This is a genomic window from Herbaspirillum sp. (assembly GCF_035644555.1).
GTDB lineage: Bacteria > Pseudomonadota > Gammaproteobacteria > Burkholderiales > Burkholderiaceae_D > Herbaspirillum.
Map to the genome: position 1 here is coordinate 1 of NZ_DASQOH010000047.1, position 17,860 is coordinate 17,860.

The 17,860-nt window shown below is 60.6% G+C and carries 21 protein-coding genes; 17 read left to right on the plus strand and 4 right to left on the minus strand.

Features of this window, described 5'->3' with window-relative positions:
• The 12 genes from VE092_RS12325 to VE092_RS12380 all read left to right on the plus strand — a co-directional run.
• The coding region (locus tag VE092_RS12325) for a helix-turn-helix domain-containing protein (RefSeq protein WP_324877134.1) at positions 1-202 on the plus strand (202 nt) is incomplete at its 5' end.
• Between the two features lie 205 nt (positions 203-407).
• Positions 408-1,757 carry an MFS transporter gene (locus VE092_RS12330; RefSeq protein ID WP_324877136.1) on the plus strand — a complete coding sequence of 450 codons (1,350 nt, stop codon included), beginning with the start codon at positions 408-410 and terminating at the stop codon, positions 1,755-1,757.
• 28 nt (positions 1,758-1,785) lie between these two features.
• Complete coding sequence (locus VE092_RS12335) at positions 1,786-3,321, plus strand: 3-hydroxyacyl-CoA dehydrogenase (protein ID WP_324877172.1); 1,536 nt, start codon at positions 1,786-1,788, stop codon at positions 3,319-3,321.
• Positions 3,318-4,106, plus strand: a complete 789-nt coding sequence (locus VE092_RS12340; protein WP_324877138.1) for an enoyl-CoA hydratase-related protein — start codon at positions 3,318-3,320, stop codon at positions 4,104-4,106. Before VE092_RS12335 ends, VE092_RS12340 begins: the two co-directional genes overlap by 4 nt.
• 151 nt (positions 4,107-4,257) lie before the next feature.
• Positions 4,258-5,037: a GntR family transcriptional regulator gene (locus VE092_RS12345; RefSeq protein ID WP_077237326.1), complete on the plus strand. Its 780-nt coding sequence runs from the start codon at positions 4,258-4,260 to the stop codon at positions 5,035-5,037.
• A gap of 47 nt (positions 5,038-5,084) precedes the next feature.
• Positions 5,085-5,705, plus strand: coding sequence for a glutathione S-transferase family protein (locus VE092_RS12350; protein ID WP_324877141.1), 621 nt, complete (start codon positions 5,085-5,087; stop codon positions 5,703-5,705).
• A gap of 49 nt (positions 5,706-5,754) precedes the next feature.
• The gene (locus VE092_RS12355) at positions 5,755-6,975 is read left to right on the plus strand and encodes a CaiB/BaiF CoA-transferase family protein (RefSeq protein WP_324877143.1); all 1,221 of its coding nucleotides are present in this window, start codon (positions 5,755-5,757) and stop codon (positions 6,973-6,975) included.
• Between the two features lie 34 nt (positions 6,976-7,009).
• Positions 7,010-7,639 (plus strand): carboxymuconolactone decarboxylase family protein, encoded by a 630-nt coding sequence (locus VE092_RS12360; RefSeq protein WP_324877145.1) that lies wholly within the window; start codon positions 7,010-7,012, stop codon positions 7,637-7,639.
• Complete coding sequence (locus tag VE092_RS12365) at positions 7,636-8,544, plus strand: amidohydrolase family protein (protein WP_324877147.1); 909 nt, start codon at positions 7,636-7,638, stop codon at positions 8,542-8,544. The genes VE092_RS12360 and VE092_RS12365 overlap by 4 nt, the downstream gene beginning before the upstream one ends.
• Positions 8,545-8,563: 19 nt before the next feature.
• On the plus strand, positions 8,564-9,340 hold the full coding sequence (locus tag VE092_RS12370; protein WP_166758372.1) for an enoyl-CoA hydratase/isomerase family protein: 777 nt from the start codon (positions 8,564-8,566) through the stop codon (positions 9,338-9,340).
• A 170-nt stretch (positions 9,341-9,510) separates the two neighbouring features.
• Complete coding sequence (locus VE092_RS12375; protein WP_324877151.1) at positions 9,511-10,629, plus strand: porin; 1,119 nt, start codon at positions 9,511-9,513, stop codon at positions 10,627-10,629.
• Positions 10,630-10,733: 104 nt separating this feature from the next.
• The gene (locus VE092_RS12380) at positions 10,734-11,609 is read left to right on the plus strand and encodes an alpha/beta hydrolase (protein ID WP_324877153.1); all 876 of its coding nucleotides are present in this window, start codon (positions 10,734-10,736) and stop codon (positions 11,607-11,609) included.
• Between the two features lie 23 nt (positions 11,610-11,632).
• On the opposite strand, the gene VE092_RS12385 is transcribed toward VE092_RS12380, so the two are convergent.
• Complete coding sequence (locus VE092_RS12385) at positions 11,633-12,436, minus strand: methyltransferase domain-containing protein (RefSeq protein WP_324877154.1); 804 nt, start codon at positions 12,434-12,436, stop codon at positions 11,633-11,635.
• 262 nt (positions 12,437-12,698) lie between these two features.
• On the opposite strand from VE092_RS12385, the gene VE092_RS12390 reads away from it, so the two are divergent.
• The 4 genes from VE092_RS12390 to VE092_RS12405 all read left to right on the plus strand — a co-directional run bounded on the left by VE092_RS12390 (position 12,699) and on the right by VE092_RS12405 (position 15,728).
• Positions 12,699-13,079: a hypothetical protein gene (locus tag VE092_RS12390; protein WP_324877157.1), complete on the plus strand. Its 381-nt coding sequence runs from the start codon at positions 12,699-12,701 to the stop codon at positions 13,077-13,079.
• Entirely contained in the window at positions 13,042-13,287 is a 246-nt protein-coding gene (locus VE092_RS12395) for an Hsp70 family protein (protein ID WP_324877159.1), read from the plus strand. The genes VE092_RS12390 and VE092_RS12395 overlap by 38 nt, the downstream gene beginning before the upstream one ends.
• A gap of 69 nt (positions 13,288-13,356) precedes the next feature.
• A complete protein-coding gene (locus tag VE092_RS12400) occupies positions 13,357-14,628 on the plus strand; it encodes a hypothetical protein (protein ID WP_324877161.1) in 1,272 nt (423 codons plus the stop codon).
• A gap of 8 nt (positions 14,629-14,636) precedes the next feature.
• A complete protein-coding gene (locus tag VE092_RS12405; RefSeq protein ID WP_324877163.1) occupies positions 14,637-15,728 on the plus strand; it encodes a hypothetical protein in 1,092 nt (363 codons plus the stop codon).
• A gap of 323 nt (positions 15,729-16,051) precedes the next feature.
• On the opposite strand, the gene VE092_RS12410 is transcribed toward VE092_RS12405, so the two are convergent.
• Together VE092_RS12410 and VE092_RS12415 are read right to left on the minus strand one after the other, a co-directional pair.
• A complete protein-coding gene (locus VE092_RS12410; RefSeq protein ID WP_324877165.1) occupies positions 16,052-16,828 on the minus strand; it encodes an IS3 family transposase in 777 nt (258 codons plus the stop codon).
• A 41-nt stretch (positions 16,829-16,869) separates the two neighbouring features.
• Positions 16,870-17,184 (minus strand): transposase, encoded by a 315-nt coding sequence (locus VE092_RS12415; protein ID WP_017455550.1) that lies wholly within the window; start codon positions 17,182-17,184, stop codon positions 16,870-16,872.
• Between VE092_RS12415 and VE092_RS12420 the strand changes: the two genes are divergently transcribed.
• On the plus strand, positions 17,171-17,434 hold the full coding sequence (locus VE092_RS12420) for a hypothetical protein (protein WP_241822684.1): 264 nt from the start codon (positions 17,171-17,173) through the stop codon (positions 17,432-17,434). The two genes, VE092_RS12415 and VE092_RS12420, sit on opposite strands and share 14 nt — an antisense overlap.
• A gap of 61 nt (positions 17,435-17,495) precedes the next feature.
• Here VE092_RS12420 and VE092_RS12425 read toward each other — a convergent pair.
• Positions 17,496-17,860: autotransporter domain-containing protein (locus VE092_RS12425; protein WP_324877170.1), on the minus strand; the 365-nt coding region annotated here is incomplete at its 5' end.

Below are 17,860 nucleotides of genomic sequence, written 5' to 3' on the forward strand. Positions count from 1 at the left end.
GCCGCACGCCGCGCCCGACATGCAACCGCCAGCGCCGGCGGCCATGGCGGTCAGGCCCTATGCACCGGCCGCTTCGCATTCGGCGGCGCAACTGAAGGCGGCGCTGGCGCAAAGCGCCGGCAACAAGTCCCGTGCCGCACAGTTGCTGGGGCTCACACCGCGCCAGTTTTCCTACCGCTGGGAGAAGCTGGGGTTGCAATAGCCCCGTCCGTCGGACAGATCGCAGCGGCGGCGCACTTGAACGCCACCGTGGCCGACCTCCCTCATCCTGGATTTGACAGTGAGGCATGGGCGCGGTATTCTCGCCAAAAGGTCATAAGTATGACCTAATGATTTTAGAGAGTTGTCCTTGCACGGGACAGGCGCTTTCAACAGCATCCATAAAGAACAATGAACGAGGAGACCCGATGAGCAACGCTGATTCCCCTCCGCTGGGGCAGGCCGCTGGCCAGTCTGTCGCGGCGGACCGCGCCACGCTGGCCGATGCCACCTACCGCAAGATCCTGTGGCGCATCATGCCCTTCCTGATGCTGGTGTACGTGGTCTCCTTCATCGACCGCTCCAATGTCGGCTTCGCCAAGCTGCACTTCCTGGCCGATCTCAATTTCACCGATGCCATCTATGGCATCGGCGCCGGCATCTTCTATGTCGGTTACATTCTCTTCGAAGTCCCCAGCAACCTGTGGCTGCAAAAGATCGGTGCGCGCAAGACCCTGCTGCGCATCATGGTGCTGTGGGGCCTGTTCTGTGCCGCCCTGGCGTTCATGCAGACGGCCACGCATTTCTACCTGATGCGCCTGCTGCTGGGCGCGGCCGAGGCAGGGCTGTTTCCGGGCATGCTGCTCTATCTCACCTATTGGGTTCCGCTGTCGCGCCGTGCACGCTTCACGGCCCTGTTCACCGCCTCCATCCCGCTGGCCGGACTGATCGGCGGCCCGCTCTCGGGTTGGCTGATGCACGCCTTCGAGGGCGTGGCGGGCATGCGCGGCTGGCAATGGCTGTTCATCATCGAAGGCCTGCCAGCCTGCGTGCTGGGCGTGGTGGCCTATTTCTACCTGAATGACAAGCCGGATCATTGTCGCTGGCTCACTCCCGAAGAACGCGCCCTGGTGACGGCCGACATGCAGGCCGACCAGGCCGCCAAGCCCAAGGGCGGCGGGCATTCCTTCGGCGACGCGCTACGTAATCCTCAGCTGTACTGGCTGGCCGGCATGGGCGTGGCCGTGCTGGTCGGTACCGGTGGCGTGTTCTTCTGGCTGCCCACCATCATCCGCAAGGCGGGCGTGCATGACATCGCCACGGTGGGCCTGCTCTCGGCCATTCCCTTTGCTGCGGCCATCGTCATCCAGTATCTCAATGCCCGTCACTCCGACCGCACCGGCGAGCGCCGCTGGCACGTGGCCATCCCGGCCATCATCGCCGGCATCGGCTGGATCGCTCTGCCTTCGGTGCAGAACAGCATTCCCCTGTCGCTGGCGATGCTGACCCTGGTGACCGCGGGCACCTTCAGCCTGACCGGACCGTTCTGGATCCTGCCGGCGCAATTCCTTTCCGGCACCGCACTGGCGGCCGGCATCGCCCTGCTCAGCACCTTGGCCGGTATCGGTAGCGTGTTCAGCCCGATGCTGGTGGGCTGGCTCTCCAGCACCACCGGCAGCCTGGCCACCGGCCAGTATTACTTCGGCGCATGGATGCTGGTGGGTGCGTTCACCCTTCTGCTGGGCGTCAAGCCCAAGCCCCGCACCGCCGCAGCCTGAGCACGCCATGACCTCTTTGCATACCCACATGAACGCCTTGAAACCAGACACCCTCATCGGCATCATCGGCGCCGGCGCCATGGGCAGCGGCATCGCCCAGGTGGCTCTGGACGCCGGTCACCCGGTGGTCTTGCACGATGCCGCAGCGGGCGCACTGGAACGCGGCCTCGATGGCATCCGCAGCCGCTACGCCCGACTGCTGGCCAAGGGCAAGATAGACCAGGCCCATCACGATGCCTGCCTGGCCCGCCTGCGCGGCGGCAGCCTGCAGGATTTGGCCGGCGCCGCACTGGTGATCGAAGCCATCGTCGAACGACTGGACGTGAAGATCGCCGTGCTGTCGCAACTGGAGCAACTGCTGCGCCCGGACGCCATCATCGCCAGCAATACGTCCTCCCTGTCGATCACCGCCATCGCCGCCGGACTGGCGCGGCCGCAGCAGGTGGTGGGCATGCACTTCTTCAACCCGGCACCGCTGCTGCCGCTGGTCGAGGTGGTCAGCGGCAAGGCCAGTGCCGAGGCAGTGGTGCACACCATCTTCGAGACCGCCCTGGCCTGGAAAAAAGTCCCGGTACATTGCCGCTCCACACCGGGCTTCATCGTCAATCGCATCGCCCGCCCCTACTATGGCGAGGCACTGCGCCTGCTGGCCGAGGGTGCTGCCGATGCCGCCACCCTGGATCGCGTGCTGCGCGAGACGGGCGGCTTCCGTATGGGCGCCTTCGAACTGATGGACATGATCGGCCACGACGTCAATTACGCCGTCACCCAATCGGTCTACGACGCGCTCTACCAGGATCCGCGCTACAAACCGTCATTGCTGCAGAAGGAGCTGGTCGACGCCGGCTGGCTGGGGCGCAAGAGCGGGCGCGGCTTCTACCGTTATGACGCGCAGGCGCAGACAGGCGACGCGGTCACCTCCGGCGCCGACACCCCTGCCGGCTACACCATAGGCAGTGTCATCGCCGAAGGCGAACTGGGCCCCGCCGCCGCACTCATCGACCTGGCGCACGAACACGGCCTGCCAGTGCGCGTGACCGACGGCGCGGGTGTGCTGCACATCGATGGCGTAACGCTGGCCCTGAGCGACGGCCGCAGTGCCAGCGAGCGCTTTGCCCGGGATGGCGTGCAAGTGGTCTTCGACCTGGCCCTGGACTATCGTCAGGCGCGCAGCATTGCGCTGGCGCCGGCCGACCAGACGGATCGCCATGCACTCACCGTCGCCCAGGCCTTCTTCGCCGGTATCGGCAAGTCGGTCGTCATGCTGGATGACTGCCCGGGGCTGGTGGTCATGCGCACCGTGGCGATGCTGGCCAACGAAGGCGCGGACGCCGTGCAGCAGGCGATTGCCACGGCCGCCGATGTGGATCTGGCGATGCTCAACGGCGTGAACTATCCGCGTGGGCCGCTGGCCTGGGCCGACCGCATCGGCATTGCCCATGTGGCGCGCGTGATCCGCCATCTGTCACTGAGCTATGGCGAAGACCGCTACCGTCTCTCGCCGCTGCTGGCGCGCATGGCATTGACGAATCGCGCCTTCTTTTCCGAGAGGGCCAGCGCATGAGCCAGGCTGCCGACAGGACAGCGCCCGTCCGCTGCGAAATCTCCGACGCGGTGGCCGTCATCACCATCGACCGGCCGGAACGCCGCAATGCCCTCAATCTGGAGGTCAAGCAGGCCCTGGCCGAGCTGATCGACGCAGCGGCGGCGGACCCGGCGGTACGCGTGATCATCCTCACCGGCTCGGACCGTTATTTCGTCGCCGGGACCGATATCGGCGAGATGGCGACGATGACGCCGACCTCGCATACCCTGCAAGCCACCGACCGCGTCTTCAATGTGCTGCGCCGTGTGGACAAGGTGCTGATCGCGGCAGTGGAAGGCTATGCCCTGGGCGGCGGCTGCGAGCTGGCGCTGTGCTGCGACCTCATCGTCGCCGGCGAGACTGCCAGGCTGGGCCAGCCGGAAATCCGCGTGGGCATCATGCCGGGTGCCGGCGGCACGCAACGGCTGGTGCGCACCATCGGCAAGTACCAGGCCATGAAGCTGGTATTGACCGGCGAAGCGGTCAGCGCACGCGAAGCCCTGACCATGGGCATGGTCTCGGAAGTCTGCGAAGACGGTCAGGCGCTGGCGCGCTCGCGTGAGCTGGCAAACACCATTGCGGCCATGCCGCCGCTGGCGGTGCGGGCGATCCGGGAGGTCATGCAGCAGGGTCAGGATATGGCGCTGGACAGTGCGCTGGCGCTGGAACGGCGTGCCTTCCAGATGCTGTTCGACACGCAGGACCAGAAGGAGGGCATGCAGGCGTTCCTGGAAAAGAGGGCAGCGCGCTATCAGGGGCGCTGAGCGGCCAGGCAGCGGGCAAAGGCAGTATGGACGGGTATCAGTCAAAAGTTTGAGCTAACGGATAATTCGGGGATAATTCGTCAATGAACGGCCGAATTATCGCCCAGTGCACCGCCCCTCCCGGCGGCCGCCAAGCTCCCGAAAGCTTTTGATGAAAAACCCGCCCTCCCGCCCCTCCCTCCCTGACCTGGCCGACCCGCGCAAGCTGGCCATCGATTTCAGCCGTAGCGCCGTACCGCGCTACGTCCAACTGGCCAGTCTGTTCCGCAATCGGGTGGAATCGGGTGATTGGGCAGTCGGCACGCAGATTCCCACGGTCGACGAACTGGCCGAGGAATGCCAGGTGGCCCGCGCCACGGTACGCCAGGCGCTGGACATGCTGGAAGAGGAAAAGCTGATCGCGCGCTACCGTGCCAAGGGCACGTTCGTGATCGGCAAACCGCAGGAGCAGTTCTGGTGCGAGGTGGCCACCGACTGGTCAGGCCAGTTGCTGGCACCGGAAGGTGCCACCATCGAAGTGCTGACCGAGCGCGAGCGACTGGCGCCTGCACCGGTGGAGCCGTCGCTGGGCCAGATGGCCGAGGCCTACGAGCACTGGCGGCGCCGCCACTGGCGTAATGGCAAGCCGTATTACCTCGGCGATGTGTATATCGATGCGCGCGTCTGCGCCCGCATCCCGAAGAAGTCCTTCGAGACCAAGACCTCGATGCGCATCTTGCGCGATCTGCCGGGGCTGGAGATCAAGGAGGCACACCAGACGCTGACGCTGGGCTCGGCCGATCCGCTCATTGCGGAACTGCTGCAGATCCCGCTCAATGCGCCGATCGCGTATGTGACGCGCTCGGCGGTAGACCAGGCCGGCCGCGTCGTGTTCGTGGGCCGGGGCATTTACCGGGGCGATGTGATTCGCCTCGACATACGACTGAAGTAACGGTGCACCGATTGCCGTTGCCAGTCATCGACAGATGAGGAAACGGCATGAAACTCCATTGGTCGCCACGCTCGCCCTTCGTGCGCAAGGTGGTCATCCTGCTCAAGGAAACCAGTCTCGAATCGCGCGTGCAGCTGGTGCGTTCGGTGGCCGCCATCGCCACGCCCAATCCGGCCATCATGGCCGACAATCCCCTCTCGCAGATTCCCGCGCTGGTGCTGCCCGGCGGTGAGCCGCTGTACGACTCGCCGGTGATCTGCGAATACCTCGACAGCCTGCACGACGGCCCACGGTTCTTCCCGGCGGCCGGCCCGGCACGCTGGACTGCGCTGCGCCGCCAGGCACTGGGCGACGGCATGCTGTCGGTATTGCTGATCTGGCGCCAGGAACGCATGAAGACGCCCGCCCAGCAACTGGATAGCTGGCTGCAGGCATTTGCGCTCAAGATCGGCACTGCGCTTGACCGTCTCGAAGACGAGGCCCCGGCCCTGGCCGACAGTGGCTTCGATATCGGTCACCTCACCCTCGGCTGCACGCTGTCCTATCTCGATTACCGCTTCGCCGATCTCGACTGGCGTGCCGGCCGCCCGCAACTGGCGAGCTGGCACGCGGGATTCTGCCTGCGTCCCTCGGCACAGGCGACGGTGCCGGACGACGCTGCAGCCTGAACACGGCTGCCCTTCTTTTTCTGCTTTTTGGTTTGATATCGGAGTTCTCATGGCAGGTCCGCTTTCCCACATCAAGGTGCTCGATCTTTCCCGCATCCTCGCTGGTCCCTGGTCGGGCCAGATCCTGGCCGATCTCGGCGCCGACGTCATCAAGGTGGAGCGCCCGCGCGTGGGCGATGACACCCGCAGCTGGGGCCCGCCCTTCCTGCGTGACGCAGAGGGCAACGAAACCCGCGAAGCCGGCTACTACCTGGCCTGCAACCGCGGCAAGCGGTCCATCACGGTGGATCTGAACACGGCCGAGGGCCAGCGCATCATCCGCGATCTGGCGGCGCGCTCGGATATCCTCCTGGAAAACTACAAGGTCGGCACCCTGGCCAAGTTCGGCCTGGACTACGCCAGCCTCAAGCAGATCAACCCCGGCCTGATCTACTGCTCGGTGACCGGCTTCGGCCAGACCGGCCCCAAGGCCGACAACGCCGCCTATGACTTCATGATCCAGGCCATGGGCGGCCTCATGAGCGTCACCGGTGAACGGGACGACCTGCCAGGCGGCGGCCCGCAGAAAGTGGGCGTGCCCATCGTCGACCTGATGACCGGCATGTACACCTCGGTGTCGGTACTGGCGGCGCTGGCGCGACGGGCAGAGACCGGCCTGGGCGACTACATCGATATCGGCATGCTCGACGTCATGGTGGGTTCGGTCGCCAACCAGGGGATGAACTACCTGATCTCCGGCAAGACGCCGCAACGCGCCGGCAACAAGCACCCCAACATCCAGCCCCAGGACGTGTTCGCCTGCGCCGATGGCTACATCGTCCTGGTGGTCGGCAACGATGGCCAGTTCGCCAAGTTCTGCCAGGTGATCGGCCAGGCCGGATGGCCGGCCGACGAGCGCTTCGCCACCAACGGCAATCGGGTGCGCAACAAGGATGTGCTGCTGCCCATGATCACCGAAGTATTGAAGACCCGTGGCATGCAGGAATGGGCGGCGCTGCTGGATGCCGCCGGGGTCCCGTGCAGCCCGATCAACACCATCCCGCAGGTGTTCGAGGACGAACAGGTGAAGCACCGCGAAATGCTGATCCAGATCCCCCACCCCGCTGCCGGGTCGGTACCGCAGATCCGCAGCCCGATGCGCTTTGCCGATGCTGCGTTGCGCTTCGACAAGGCACCTCCCCTGCTGGGCCAGCATACCGACGAGGTGCTGACCGAACTCGGCTTTGATGCCGCCCAGATCGCCGCGTGGAATGACGCTGGCGTGATCTGAAATCGAACCACGACAAGAACCTGACCGAAACGCCATGCCAAGAATTTCCTTCCCCTCCCCGGAGACCATGAACGCCGAACAGCGTGCGGTCTACGACGACATCGTCAGCGGCCCGCGCGCGCGCCTGGTCGGCCCCTTGAAAGCCGCCCTGCACAACCCGGCACTGGCTGACCGCTGGCAGAAGATGGGTGCCCTGCTGCGCTTCGGCACCAGCATTCCGCCGCGTCATAGCGAACTGGTGATCCTGGTGGCAGCGCGGCGCTGGAACAGCCAGCTCGAATGGGCCATCCATGCGCAGGCAGCACAGGCCGCCGGCCTGCCGCAAACGGTGATCGATGCGCTGTGCGCATGCCAGGCTCCCTTGTTTGCCGACGCCGCCGATGCCCACGTCTACGAATATGCCCGGCAACTGCAGCAACACGGCAATGTCGATGAGGAGGTGTATCAACGCGTGCTGGGTCTCTACGGCGAGGCCGGCATCGTCGAACTGGGTGCCATCCTGGGCTACTACACGATGGTGGCCATGACGCTCAACGTGCACCAGATTCCGGTGCCGGAGGAATATGCAGAACCGCGCCTGCAAGTCGCCACGCAACAGGGCCGGCCGCAGTTGGCCGACTTGCCGCCCGGCCAGCTGAGCCCGCTCAAGGAGGCGCTATCGTGACGACCTCCGGCTTCATCCCCACCGAGACCGAGACACCGCGCATGCCCACGGCGCCGCGTACCTCCCTGCCGGCCCAGGCTTGCGACAGCCACGCCCATGTCTTCGGTCCGTATGCGGCATTTCCGTTATCCACGGTATCGAACTATCCGCCGCCGCTGGCCCCTGCCGAACTCCATGCGCAGATGCTGGCCACGGTAGGTGCAAGTCGCGGCGTGCTGGTGCAACCCGCTCCTTACGGTAGCGATCCGGCGTGCATGCTGGCAGCCATCGCCGCCAGTGCCGGACAAGTACGCGGCATCGCCGTGGCCAGCGCCGACACACCGCTGGCCACTCTGCAGGCCTGGCATGCCGGCGGCATCCGTGGTCTGCGTTTTGTGGAAATGCTCACCCCTGCCGGTGACAGGTTTGCCGGCAGCGTGGGCGTGGGCGATCTGCTGCAGCTGGCACCGGCCATGCGCGAAGCGGGCCTGCACGCGCAACTGTGGGCGCCCTGCGAGGCCTATGCGCAGCTGTTGCCGCAGCTGCGTGCGACCGGGCTGACACTGGTGCTGGATCACATGGCTTGCCTGAAGGTCGAGCGCGGCGTCGATGATCCCGCCTTCCAGACGGTGCTGGCCGCGCTTCGGGACGGTGACGTATGGGTCAAGCTGTCGGTCTGCAGGGTCTCCGGTGCGGCCCCCGACTATGCCGATCTCAAACCCTTCCACGACGCCCTGGTGGCGGCCAATCCGGCGCGGCTGCTGTGGGGCTCGGACTGGCCCCATGTGCGCATGGGCGAGAAGGCACCTGATGTGGGCGCACTCATCGACCTGTTCCACCAGTGGGTACCGGACGCCGCGGTGCGGCAGCAGATCCTGGTGGACAACCCGCAGACACTGTATGGCTTTGACCAGGCCGGCCGTTAAATTCATGACGAGGGATTCCATGTTCGACTTCACCCAGCTCAATGTCAGACTCGATGGCCATGTCGCCACGCTGACCCTGAATGCGCCGCCGGTCAATGCGCTGACCCGCACGCTCAACGATGAACTGACGATGGCACTGGACGCCATCTCCGAAACCGATGACATCCGCGCCGTCGTGCTGACGGGTGCCGGCAAGGTGTTCTGCGCCGGCGCCGACCTCAAGGGGCGTGCCGAGAACATCCGCCAGCCGGGTGACTTCATGGCGCACTCGCGGCGCACCCGGGAATGCTTCCATGCCGTGCGTGAATGCGCCAAGCCTGTGGTGGCCGCCATCAACGGCGCCGCACTGGGCTCGGGGCTGGCACTGGTGGCCTCTTCGGACATCCTGGTGGCGTCCGAGCAGGCCAGCCTGGGCCTGCCGGAGGTCGATGTCGGCCTGCTCGGTGGTTGCCGTCATGCCATGCGCCTGTTCCCGCATTCGCGCCTGCGCCGCATGGCCCTCACCGGCTACCGGGTCGGCGGCCAGGAGCTGTATCGGCTGGGCATCGTGGAAGCCTGCGTGGCGCCCGAGGCCCTGCTGGAGACGGCACTGGAGATCGCCCATGTGATCGCATCCAAAAGCCCGGTCTCGACGCGCATGGGCAAGCACACCATGAACGTCATCGAAGACCTGAGCCTGCGCGACGGCTATCGCTACGAACAGGACATGACCGCCGCCATCGGCAAGACCGAGGATGCGCGCGAAGCGCAGTTGGCGTTCAAGGAAAAGCGCGCACCGGTCTTCACCGGCCGCTGACCTCTGCCGGTGCCGTCCCACCGCTGCACACCCACGTAGCGGCCGGCCCGGAACACCTTCACAAGATTCCACCGCTGCGACCTCGCCGTCGCAGTGGAAGGGACACGTCTTGCCTGCGCCCGGCATCGGGCCGGGCAGCAGACACATATCAACCACAAGGAGGAGCATCCATGTCTTACCCATTGTCATCACAGTTTTCCCCGTCGACAAAGCAGCCTGACACCCGCACATATGCCCGCCAGCTGGCCCTGGGCGCCGCCCTGCTGCTGTCGACCCACGCCGCGTTGGCGCAGTCCGGCGTGACCATCTACGGCATTGTCGATACCGGCTTCGTGCACGAATCCGGTGGCCGCAACGGCTCGGTCAACAAGATCACTGGCGGGATAGGATCGGGTTCCCGACTAGGCTTCAAGGGGACCGAGGATCTCGGTGGCGGCATGGCGGCGCTGTTTGTACTGGAGTCCGGATTCCAGAGCGACACCGAGGCGATGGGCCAGGGCGGCTTGCTCTTCGGGCGCCAGTCCTATGTGGGCCTGTCGGGTGCGCAAGGCACGCTCACGGTGGGCCGCCAGTACACGCCACACTACACCGGCTTCGTGCTGGCCGATCCGTTTGCGGCAGGCTTTGCCGGTAACGCTGCAAACTTGGCGGCGAATTCGGGCAGTCGCATGGACAACACGGTCAAGTACGTGTCACCTTCCTTCGGCGGCATCTCCGCCGAAGCTGTCTACGGCTTCGGCGAAAACGCCGGCTCCAATGCCATGGGCCGCGCCTGGGGCGGCGCCCTGGCCTATGCCAATGGCGGCCTTTCGCTACGCCTGGCGCATCACAACCGCAACATGGATACGCCCACCGTCCAGCGCAGCGAGAACGCCAAGAACACGCTGCTCTCCGGCAGTTATGACCGGAAGGTGGTCAAGTTCAACTTCGGCTACGGCATCAACAAGGGCTATGGCAGCTCGGCACTCAACAATGCCAATGCCTACGGCCTGGCGGTCGCCCCAACCCCGACCACCGACAGCCGCGACATGATCCTCGGCGTGACCCTGCCCGTGGGACGGCACAAGCTGATCGCCTCCTACATCCGCAAGGATGACCGCACCCGCTTCAACCAGGATGCTTCGCAACTGGGACTGGGCTATCTGTATGCGCTCTCCCGACGTACCGAACTGTACACAACGGTAGCCAGGATCTGGAACCGGAACGGCGCCGGCTACACGGTGGGCAGCGCCATCGAGACCGGCTCGGGCGACATGGCCTGGAATGCCGGGATCAGGCATACGTTCTGAGCAGCACCTGCCTGAGCGCATGCGTGGATACGAGTGGGTGGCACGGCAGGCTCCGACCTGCCGTGCCGCCCGCGCAAAGATCGTGACAAGAAAAAGGATTCCCCATGAAGATTGCGATGTTGCTGGCCGCCGTAACGGCATGGCTGGCGTGGAGCGCGCCACTGGCGGCAGCCAATATACGCAACCATGCCATTGTTCAAGAGGGGGAAACGTCGATCGAGGTAATCGTCGATGAAGCCTCAGGCCCCGATGCCCGGGAGCGCAAGGGAGTGATCGTGCTGCTGCCTTCCTCGCAACGCGGCAGCGAGGATTTCGACACCGTCGCCGAACTCCTGGCCCAGGCCGGCTACCGCGTGCTGCGGCCGCAACCGCGTGGCATCGGTGCCAGCCGGAGACCACTGGAAGGCATGAGCCTGCACACCCTGGCCGGTGATGTGGCACTGGCGATCCGGCTGTTGGGACAAGGCCGCGCCATCGTGGTGGGCCATGCCTATGGACATTACGTGGCCCGGGTCACGGCGCATGATTATCCCGCACTGGTACGCGGCGTGGTCGTCGCAGCTGCGGCAGCCAAAGGACGGCTCCCGGCGCAATTGAGCGCGGCGCTGGATACCGCTGCAGACCAGCGCAACTCAACCGCGCAGCGGATTGCGGCGCTCAGAGATGCCTTCTTCTCCGGGCCGTTCGTGCCGCAGTCCTGGCTGGAGGGATGGCATCCAGAGCTTGCTTCGGCCTATCGGCAGGCCAGCCGGACGACACCACAGTCGACGTGGTGGCCGTATTCGACCGTACCCATCCTCGACCTGCAAGCGCAGCACGACCCCTGGCGCCCTGCGGCCACCCGCGATGAACTGCGCGACGCCCTGCCCGGCATGGTGGAGGTGCGGGTGATTCCTGATGCCAGTCATGCGCTGTTTCCTGAACAGCCGCAGGCGGTTGCCAGGGAGATTGCGGACTGGGCCGACAGGCTGGCCCGCTAAGGCCTGTTCGCAACGCGCCAGGTTCAGCCCGGCAAGGTCGCCATGATGAACATGCGCTGGAACGGCAACAAGGTACTGCCGTCACTGCGCGGCGGATAGGCCAGATGCATCCTGCGCGCATAATCGGCGCGAAAGGCCTGTAGCTGTTCGCCCTTCATCTTTTCAAGGTAGGGCCGCAGGCTGCTGCCGCTGGCCCACTCCAGCACCGGGTCCTCGCCCTTGAGCACATGAAGATAGGTGGTCTGCCAGATATCCAGGCTCGCCACCCGTGGTCGCAGCAGGTCGTGATAGCCACCCATGTCCAGCACATTGCGTCGTTCCGACACGTCACCCAAAACCTCTGCATAGGCCGGCGAGCGCGCCAGCTCCACCTGCGCCAGTCTCAACGGCGCATCGTGCATGACCGGCATCTGCACCGCCAGGCAGCCACCGGGATTAAGGATGGACAACAGCCGTGGGAACAGCTGTGCGTGATCGGGAAGCCATTGGAGGGTCGCGTTGGTGTAGATCAGGTCAAGTTTGTGCTCTGGCGTCCAGTGGTTCAGATCGGCTTGGATGAAGCGACCATGCGGAACGGTCGCGCGCGCCTTGGCCAGCATGTCCTCCGAGCCATCCACGCCCAGCACTTCAGCCTCTGGCCAGCGCTGCTGCAGCAAGGCCGTCAGGTTACCGGCACCGCAACCGAAATCGAGAATACGGGCGGGAGCCTGCAAGGGCAGATGCAACATCAGGTCCAGCGCCGGACGCAGGCGTTCACCGCCGAAGCGCAGATACTGGGCGGCGTCCCACGGAACCTGGGGTTGTTGCGGGTCATGAAGGTTTGGCATGCCTTGCTCCTGATGGGGTCCTTGGGTGGGTCATCATCGTATATTTGCGGGCGTGAACCCTTCACTGAATGGATTATTAGCACTCCATCGTGAATCAGTTTACTTCTTAACCAGAAGAGCTCGCCACAAGGTATCGACGCGGCGAGATTTTTGATGTTCTGGTACAGTCCCAACCAATAAATAACCGTGAAAAGGCGCGCGAGCTAAAAGAAAATCGATCGACGCGCCTGCTCAATCAACAATAACAGCGGGTGGGGGAAGTATGGAAGTGCCGCAGCACAGTACAGGCGAAAGCCCTGAGAGAAAGGCGTTGATTGACGTCGCCGTTGAAGGCTGGCGTTTCGCCAGATTGTTCGGACGGTTGCTCGCGAAACTAGATGTGAGCGAAGCGCCTTGCTACGCCAACCAGGCACGCTATTACCACAAGAAAATCGTTGACGGGCTTGAGTCTTTCGGGCTGCGCATCGTCAACTTAGAAGGCCAGTCTTACGATCCAGTCATGGCTGTTTCTGCACTGAATGTCACCGATTTTGTTCCAGACGATCAACTCATCGTCGACCAGATGGTTGAGCCGGTCGTCATGGTTCCCGACGGTTTGGTACGGGGTGGAATTGTCTTGCTCGCAAAATTTCCCAAATTATGAAAATTACATCGGCATTGACCTCGGAACGACCAACAGCGCTGTGAATGCCTTCGACGGTGAGAACGTGCGCTTATTCAAGAGCCCCGACCAGAACGATATCACCCCTTCGGCCATCTTCATCGACAAGCGTCGCAACAAGTACGTCGGAAAACGTGCCTACGATAATGCGGCACGCAACCCGGAAAGAGAAACTCAAATTTTTTCTTGATGCCCAGAAAAGAAAGCGAGATCAATATAAAAATTGATCACAGGTACAAATCCACATTGGGAGGTTTATATGAATAAAAAGCAAATCGCTGAATTTGCATTTGATATCCAGTCCAGCTTGGGACGTACTGATGCACCAGAATTTGACAGATTGCGAACAGCAGGCATGGCTGCATCGCTGGCAGTTCATATACGAGGTCTCGGCGAAATAGATTATGAGGTCCTCCGAAAAGTCTGTGATTTCTACTTCGACATTCCTTCCTACGCCCTCAAACCAGTCCTAGAAATTCTAGTAGATGTCGACTTTATCGAGGTCATCGGAACAGCAAGCAAAATAACCAAAGTTATTCCAAAGGTTCCTCACTTCGGTGATCTATATGCGACGCTAGGAGATCACCAGAGCCTGAGCGAGCTCAATGAGCATGAACAAGCCGCGCTTCACATCTTGGGCGAACTTCAATCCCAACCTCAAAACGTAGATCGATTATTAAATACTTCGGGCATGGATACCGAGGTCTTTAGCCGGTGTATCACGATTGGAGAAAACAACGGTCTAATCAGATCGCACCGTGTGCGTGGCAAGACTATCTTGACCAGTCCAATTTACTTTGCAGACAACTTGACCGAATTTGCAGACTTGGCTGCCGCATCAGGTTCGTCGGATATTCGTACAGCGCTGGAGATCATCAGAAAAAACCAAGGATGGCCACTGTCTGTCGCCCTGAATCAAAAAGAAATTGGCGGCGTAAGTCTGACCACAGACATAGGTAACACGATTCACAAGCTGGCACACGAAGGCATCATAAAACCACCCACAATCCAGTTTTTAAAAAACCAAGAATCCTTCCTTTTTACACCTAAACCAGGAGCGATTCGGCTGGATGCGGCGAATCGAGATGTATACGAACGAGCCATGGCAATCGTCGCTTCCGTGCGAAAAGGTCAACTTCTCCCCGACCAAATTGCAATTAAATGGCCGTTAGCAATACTGCGGGCGCTGCGTGACAGAGGATACTTGCGCTCCAACTCAGACGCCGATTCACAATACCAAAATCTAGTAGGGTTGCGAGTAGGGTATTTGAAGGAAGTCTCTTCAGGCCGCTGGCAGTTTCATATGCGTCAAGATCCTGAAAATCTTGCGGCATTAGATTTAGCAATCAAGTTGCTCGAATCAGGAGACCTTGCGGGCCTTGAATTAAATCAGGAGGCCAAAATCGCCCTGTCCAAAGATGAAAAATACATCCAATCTGTCGTCGCATCCGCCGAACTGAGGAAACGAGAACAGCAAGCTACCGACACGAAGGCAGCTTATGAATTTGAACAACTGATGCTCAAATACTAGGGATGATTATGGCTGCAACAGACAAAGATTTACCCCAGAAAAGAAAAGCTATCCGCTTTTGCGTTGCCTTAGGAATTGTGCCCTACTATGAAGTCAATGTAACGAACGTTAAAGATCTCACAGACAAACCAGAGTTGCTTACGGATGTTGATGTGCTCGGAGTAGATCTAAAAAGCGGGCGAACCGTTAAAACCATCTTCGATTGCAAAACCAGCAAATCCAGCCCGATCAATCGGGCGTTCTGGGCCGCAGGACTTTTGCAGTATATCAACGCTCAAAATGCGTACGTAATTCTCAAGCGATCCGCTCCCGAGTCTCACAAAATCTCAGCAAAAACCTTGAGTGTCCATCTCTTCGACGAAGCCCTATTCGATACGCATGCAGCAGCATTAGCACCATCCTACATAGATGAAGATGATTATTTATTCGATATGGAAAGGTGGCACATGCTCTATAGCTATTTCAAATTAAATTCTGCATTCGAAAAGCTGAGCGATTTCTTGCGCCATACATTGCCATTGGAATTGGATGCTGCGAAAGGCGTGAGAGGAATTTTGGGAACACTCCGCAGCGTCAAAGGAGAACTTGATCCCGCAAAAGATTCACATTTGGCAATTTATTGTCATGCCTTGTTCAGCTTCTCTCTCGCCATGTCGATATTAGTTAAAGACGTTTTCGACGTTTTTGATCCAAAGCAGTCCAAAGACCTCTTTCAAACTTTTCTAAGAGATTACATTTGGGGGGGGCGAGAGTCGTATCAACTACGGAAGAAGTTACAAGCTGTTATGGCGGCTCAAAATGAAAGTGTTTCTTCTGAGTTTGAACTGCATGCTTGGGCTGAATTTATCGAACTCACAAGGGCCCTACTAGACTCTCCCGAGAGCGTATATTTTTGTTGCACGCCATTATTAAGCTGCGCTCTCCGCACTGCCTCGGGGAAAAATGAAAAGCTAGATCTCAAACTGAAAACCCAATTTTCAAAGAACAATCGACAACGTCAATTTGCATTTAGATTATCAAGCTATCTGACTCTAGCATGCGGTCTTCCAAAAGAGTTTGACGAACACCTCAAGTTAATCGTAAACGAAGCGTTAGCGTAAGATAAGCTTTCTTCATTCATTAAATTGCCGAACGAGTTGAACTCACTTGAGACCGAGAGGAGGCACCAGCCTCCTCTCAAAGCTCACTCTCAGCCTACGCTAGACGAAGAACCACTGTACAAACTTTGATATGACATTTATTTTGAATACTACCTAATTGATCAGCCAAAGAGGCAACAGCATATTTGATTAATTTGGAGGTGAACCGCCGTTTAGCTGCCGGCTTGTCACCTGCAAGGTTTGCTGAACTCCGTGATTTTTTACCTGCGTCATTTGCTCAAATCCTCCGAAGAGATGTAATGACCCAGCGAAACCTGCTCACCTCAAGCAGCTAAAGCAAACGCCTCAGCTGGTGTCTTCATGCCCAACGCCTGATGCGGCCGGCGGTGGTTATAGAAGCCAATCCAGTCACCAATGATGCGACTGGCGTGCTGCAATGTTTCGAAGCGATGTCGATGAGCGCACTGCTCCTTCAGGGTTCTGATGACGCGTTCGACCATGCCATTCTTCTGCGGGCAATGCGGCGTGATGAACTCTTGCTGAAGCCCGTAACTGCGGACCAACGCTGTGTAACTACGGCTGGTGAACACTAGCCCATTGTCGGACCTCAGCAAGAACGGCGCCGTCACGCGCCCCAGCGAACCATAACGCGCGATCAGCGCTTGCTCCAAGGCTGACTCTGCCGTCTTCGACTTGCCCGAACGCAACAGATGCCAGCCCAATAATTCCCGCGTGTGGCAATCGATCACCAAGGCCAGCACGGCCCAACCATCACGCCCTGTCCAGATCCGGCACAAATCGGTGGCCCAGCGCTGGTCTGGTCCTGTGGCTACCGACGGCAAGGCTTTCACCCTGGGACGGAAACCAATAGGACGCTTCTTGACCTGCCAACCTTTGATCTGGAAGATCCTCTGCACCGTGTTCTTATTGAACCCGAGCAGGCCCGCCACTGTGCGATAGCCGAAGGACGGCTCTTCCAGGATCATCTTGCGAATAGGTTCGGCAAAGCGCTCCTGCACCTTGGGCTCGGCCTTCACAGGCTTGTAGTAAGCGCTGCGTCTGGCAATCCCAAACCACGCACAGATCTTGCTGACAGCCACATCGAAACCGTCTTGTTTGAGTCCCTGGCGGATGGTCTCGATTACTTGTCTTCCTCGCCCAACAGGGACGCCAATTTTTTTCTGGCGCGCAGCTCCAGCATGGCTTCTCCGTAGGCTTCCTGGAGCTCCTTGAGTTGACGCTCGTACTGTTCTCTCACATCCAACGGCTTGGCACGCAGGGCGTTCTCCATCCCTTTGCGGCCTTCATCGACCCATTCTTCGATCTCTGACGGCGGGATATCAAATGACCGACTGGCCTCTGCCACCGTCGTCTTCCCTTGGATGATTTCCATCACCAGCGCAGCTTTGCGCTTGGCTGTCCAACGCTTGAATTCTTCTTCCATGACCTTGCTCATTTTGATTTTCTTTCACGATTATCTACTGAGCAGGTTTTTAGTGGGTCATTACAAGCTGTTTTTAGCGTTTTTATTAAGATCTAAGTTGTTGATTTTAATTGGTCGTCTGTCCGAATACAATTTTCCACGACAGCAGCCTGCGCTGTTATTGATCGCAATTTTCCGGAAAACCGCGAGGGCCGAAATCGCTGACTTGGCTGCTCAAGTCTTGCCGATCCAGGCAAAGAAATCTCCCAATGACAAGCGCTGAAACAAGGCCGCTTCTTCCCGTTCACTGTCCTCCGCAAAAAACGCCGCACAGCACCCGCTGATCAGAATTGATAACGCAAGCGCAAATCCCCGGTCTGGGCCGTATAACCTGGCGCGACTTCCATCGTGTAGCGCGCCGTGATCGTCAGATTCTGCCGATTGACGAGCGTGGCGCTCAAGGCGAATACTCCGCTGTCGCGCAGCGGAGTGGCGCCGCTGCTGACAAAGGTGGAAGTTCCGGTGGTGTCGTCAGCAAAGCTTGAAATCGTGCGCAGCGCATTGCTGCGGTACTCGTGGCGCCATCCCATCTGAATGGCTGGCGACAATTCTCCATAGGTTGTGTCGACCATGCGCTCCAGCTTGAGCCCCACTTCGCTCTTGAGCGAATTGGCCGATACCCCGTCTACCCGCAGCGCCGCACCGTTGC

Coding starts and splice junctions, on each gene's coding strand:
- VE092_RS12330 (WP_324877136.1), top strand. CDS start 408: ATGAGCAACGCTGATTCCCCTCCGCTGGGGCAGGCCGCTGGCCAGTCT.
- VE092_RS12335 (WP_324877172.1), top strand. CDS start 1,786: ATGAACGCCTTGAAACCAGACACCCTCATCGGCATCATCGGCGCCGGC.
- VE092_RS12340 (WP_324877138.1), top strand. CDS start 3,318: ATGAGCCAGGCTGCCGACAGGACAGCGCCCGTCCGCTGCGAAATCTCC.
- VE092_RS12345 (WP_077237326.1), top strand. CDS start 4,258: ATGAAAAACCCGCCCTCCCGCCCCTCCCTCCCTGACCTGGCCGACCCG.
- VE092_RS12350 (WP_324877141.1), top strand. CDS start 5,085: ATGAAACTCCATTGGTCGCCACGCTCGCCCTTCGTGCGCAAGGTGGTC.
- VE092_RS12355 (WP_324877143.1), top strand. CDS start 5,755: ATGGCAGGTCCGCTTTCCCACATCAAGGTGCTCGATCTTTCCCGCATC.
- VE092_RS12360 (WP_324877145.1), top strand. CDS start 7,010: ATGCCAAGAATTTCCTTCCCCTCCCCGGAGACCATGAACGCCGAACAG.
- VE092_RS12370 (WP_166758372.1), top strand. CDS start 8,564: ATGTTCGACTTCACCCAGCTCAATGTCAGACTCGATGGCCATGTCGCC.
- VE092_RS12375 (WP_324877151.1), top strand. CDS start 9,511: ATGTCTTACCCATTGTCATCACAGTTTTCCCCGTCGACAAAGCAGCCT.
- VE092_RS12380 (WP_324877153.1), top strand. CDS start 10,734: ATGAAGATTGCGATGTTGCTGGCCGCCGTAACGGCATGGCTGGCGTGG.
- VE092_RS12385 (WP_324877154.1), bottom strand. CDS start 12,436: ATGCCAAACCTTCATGACCCGCAACAACCCCAGGTTCCGTGGGACGCC.
- VE092_RS12390 (WP_324877157.1), top strand. CDS start 12,699: ATGGAAGTGCCGCAGCACAGTACAGGCGAAAGCCCTGAGAGAAAGGCG.
- VE092_RS12400 (WP_324877161.1), top strand. CDS start 13,357: ATGAATAAAAAGCAAATCGCTGAATTTGCATTTGATATCCAGTCCAGC.
- VE092_RS12405 (WP_324877163.1), top strand. CDS start 14,637: ATGGCTGCAACAGACAAAGATTTACCCCAGAAAAGAAAAGCTATCCGC.
- VE092_RS12420 (WP_241822684.1), top strand. CDS start 17,171: ATGACCTTGCTCATTTTGATTTTCTTTCACGATTATCTACTGAGCAGG.
- VE092_RS12415 (WP_017455550.1), bottom strand. CDS start 17,184: ATGAGCAAGGTCATGGAAGAAGAATTCAAGCGTTGGACAGCCAAGCGC.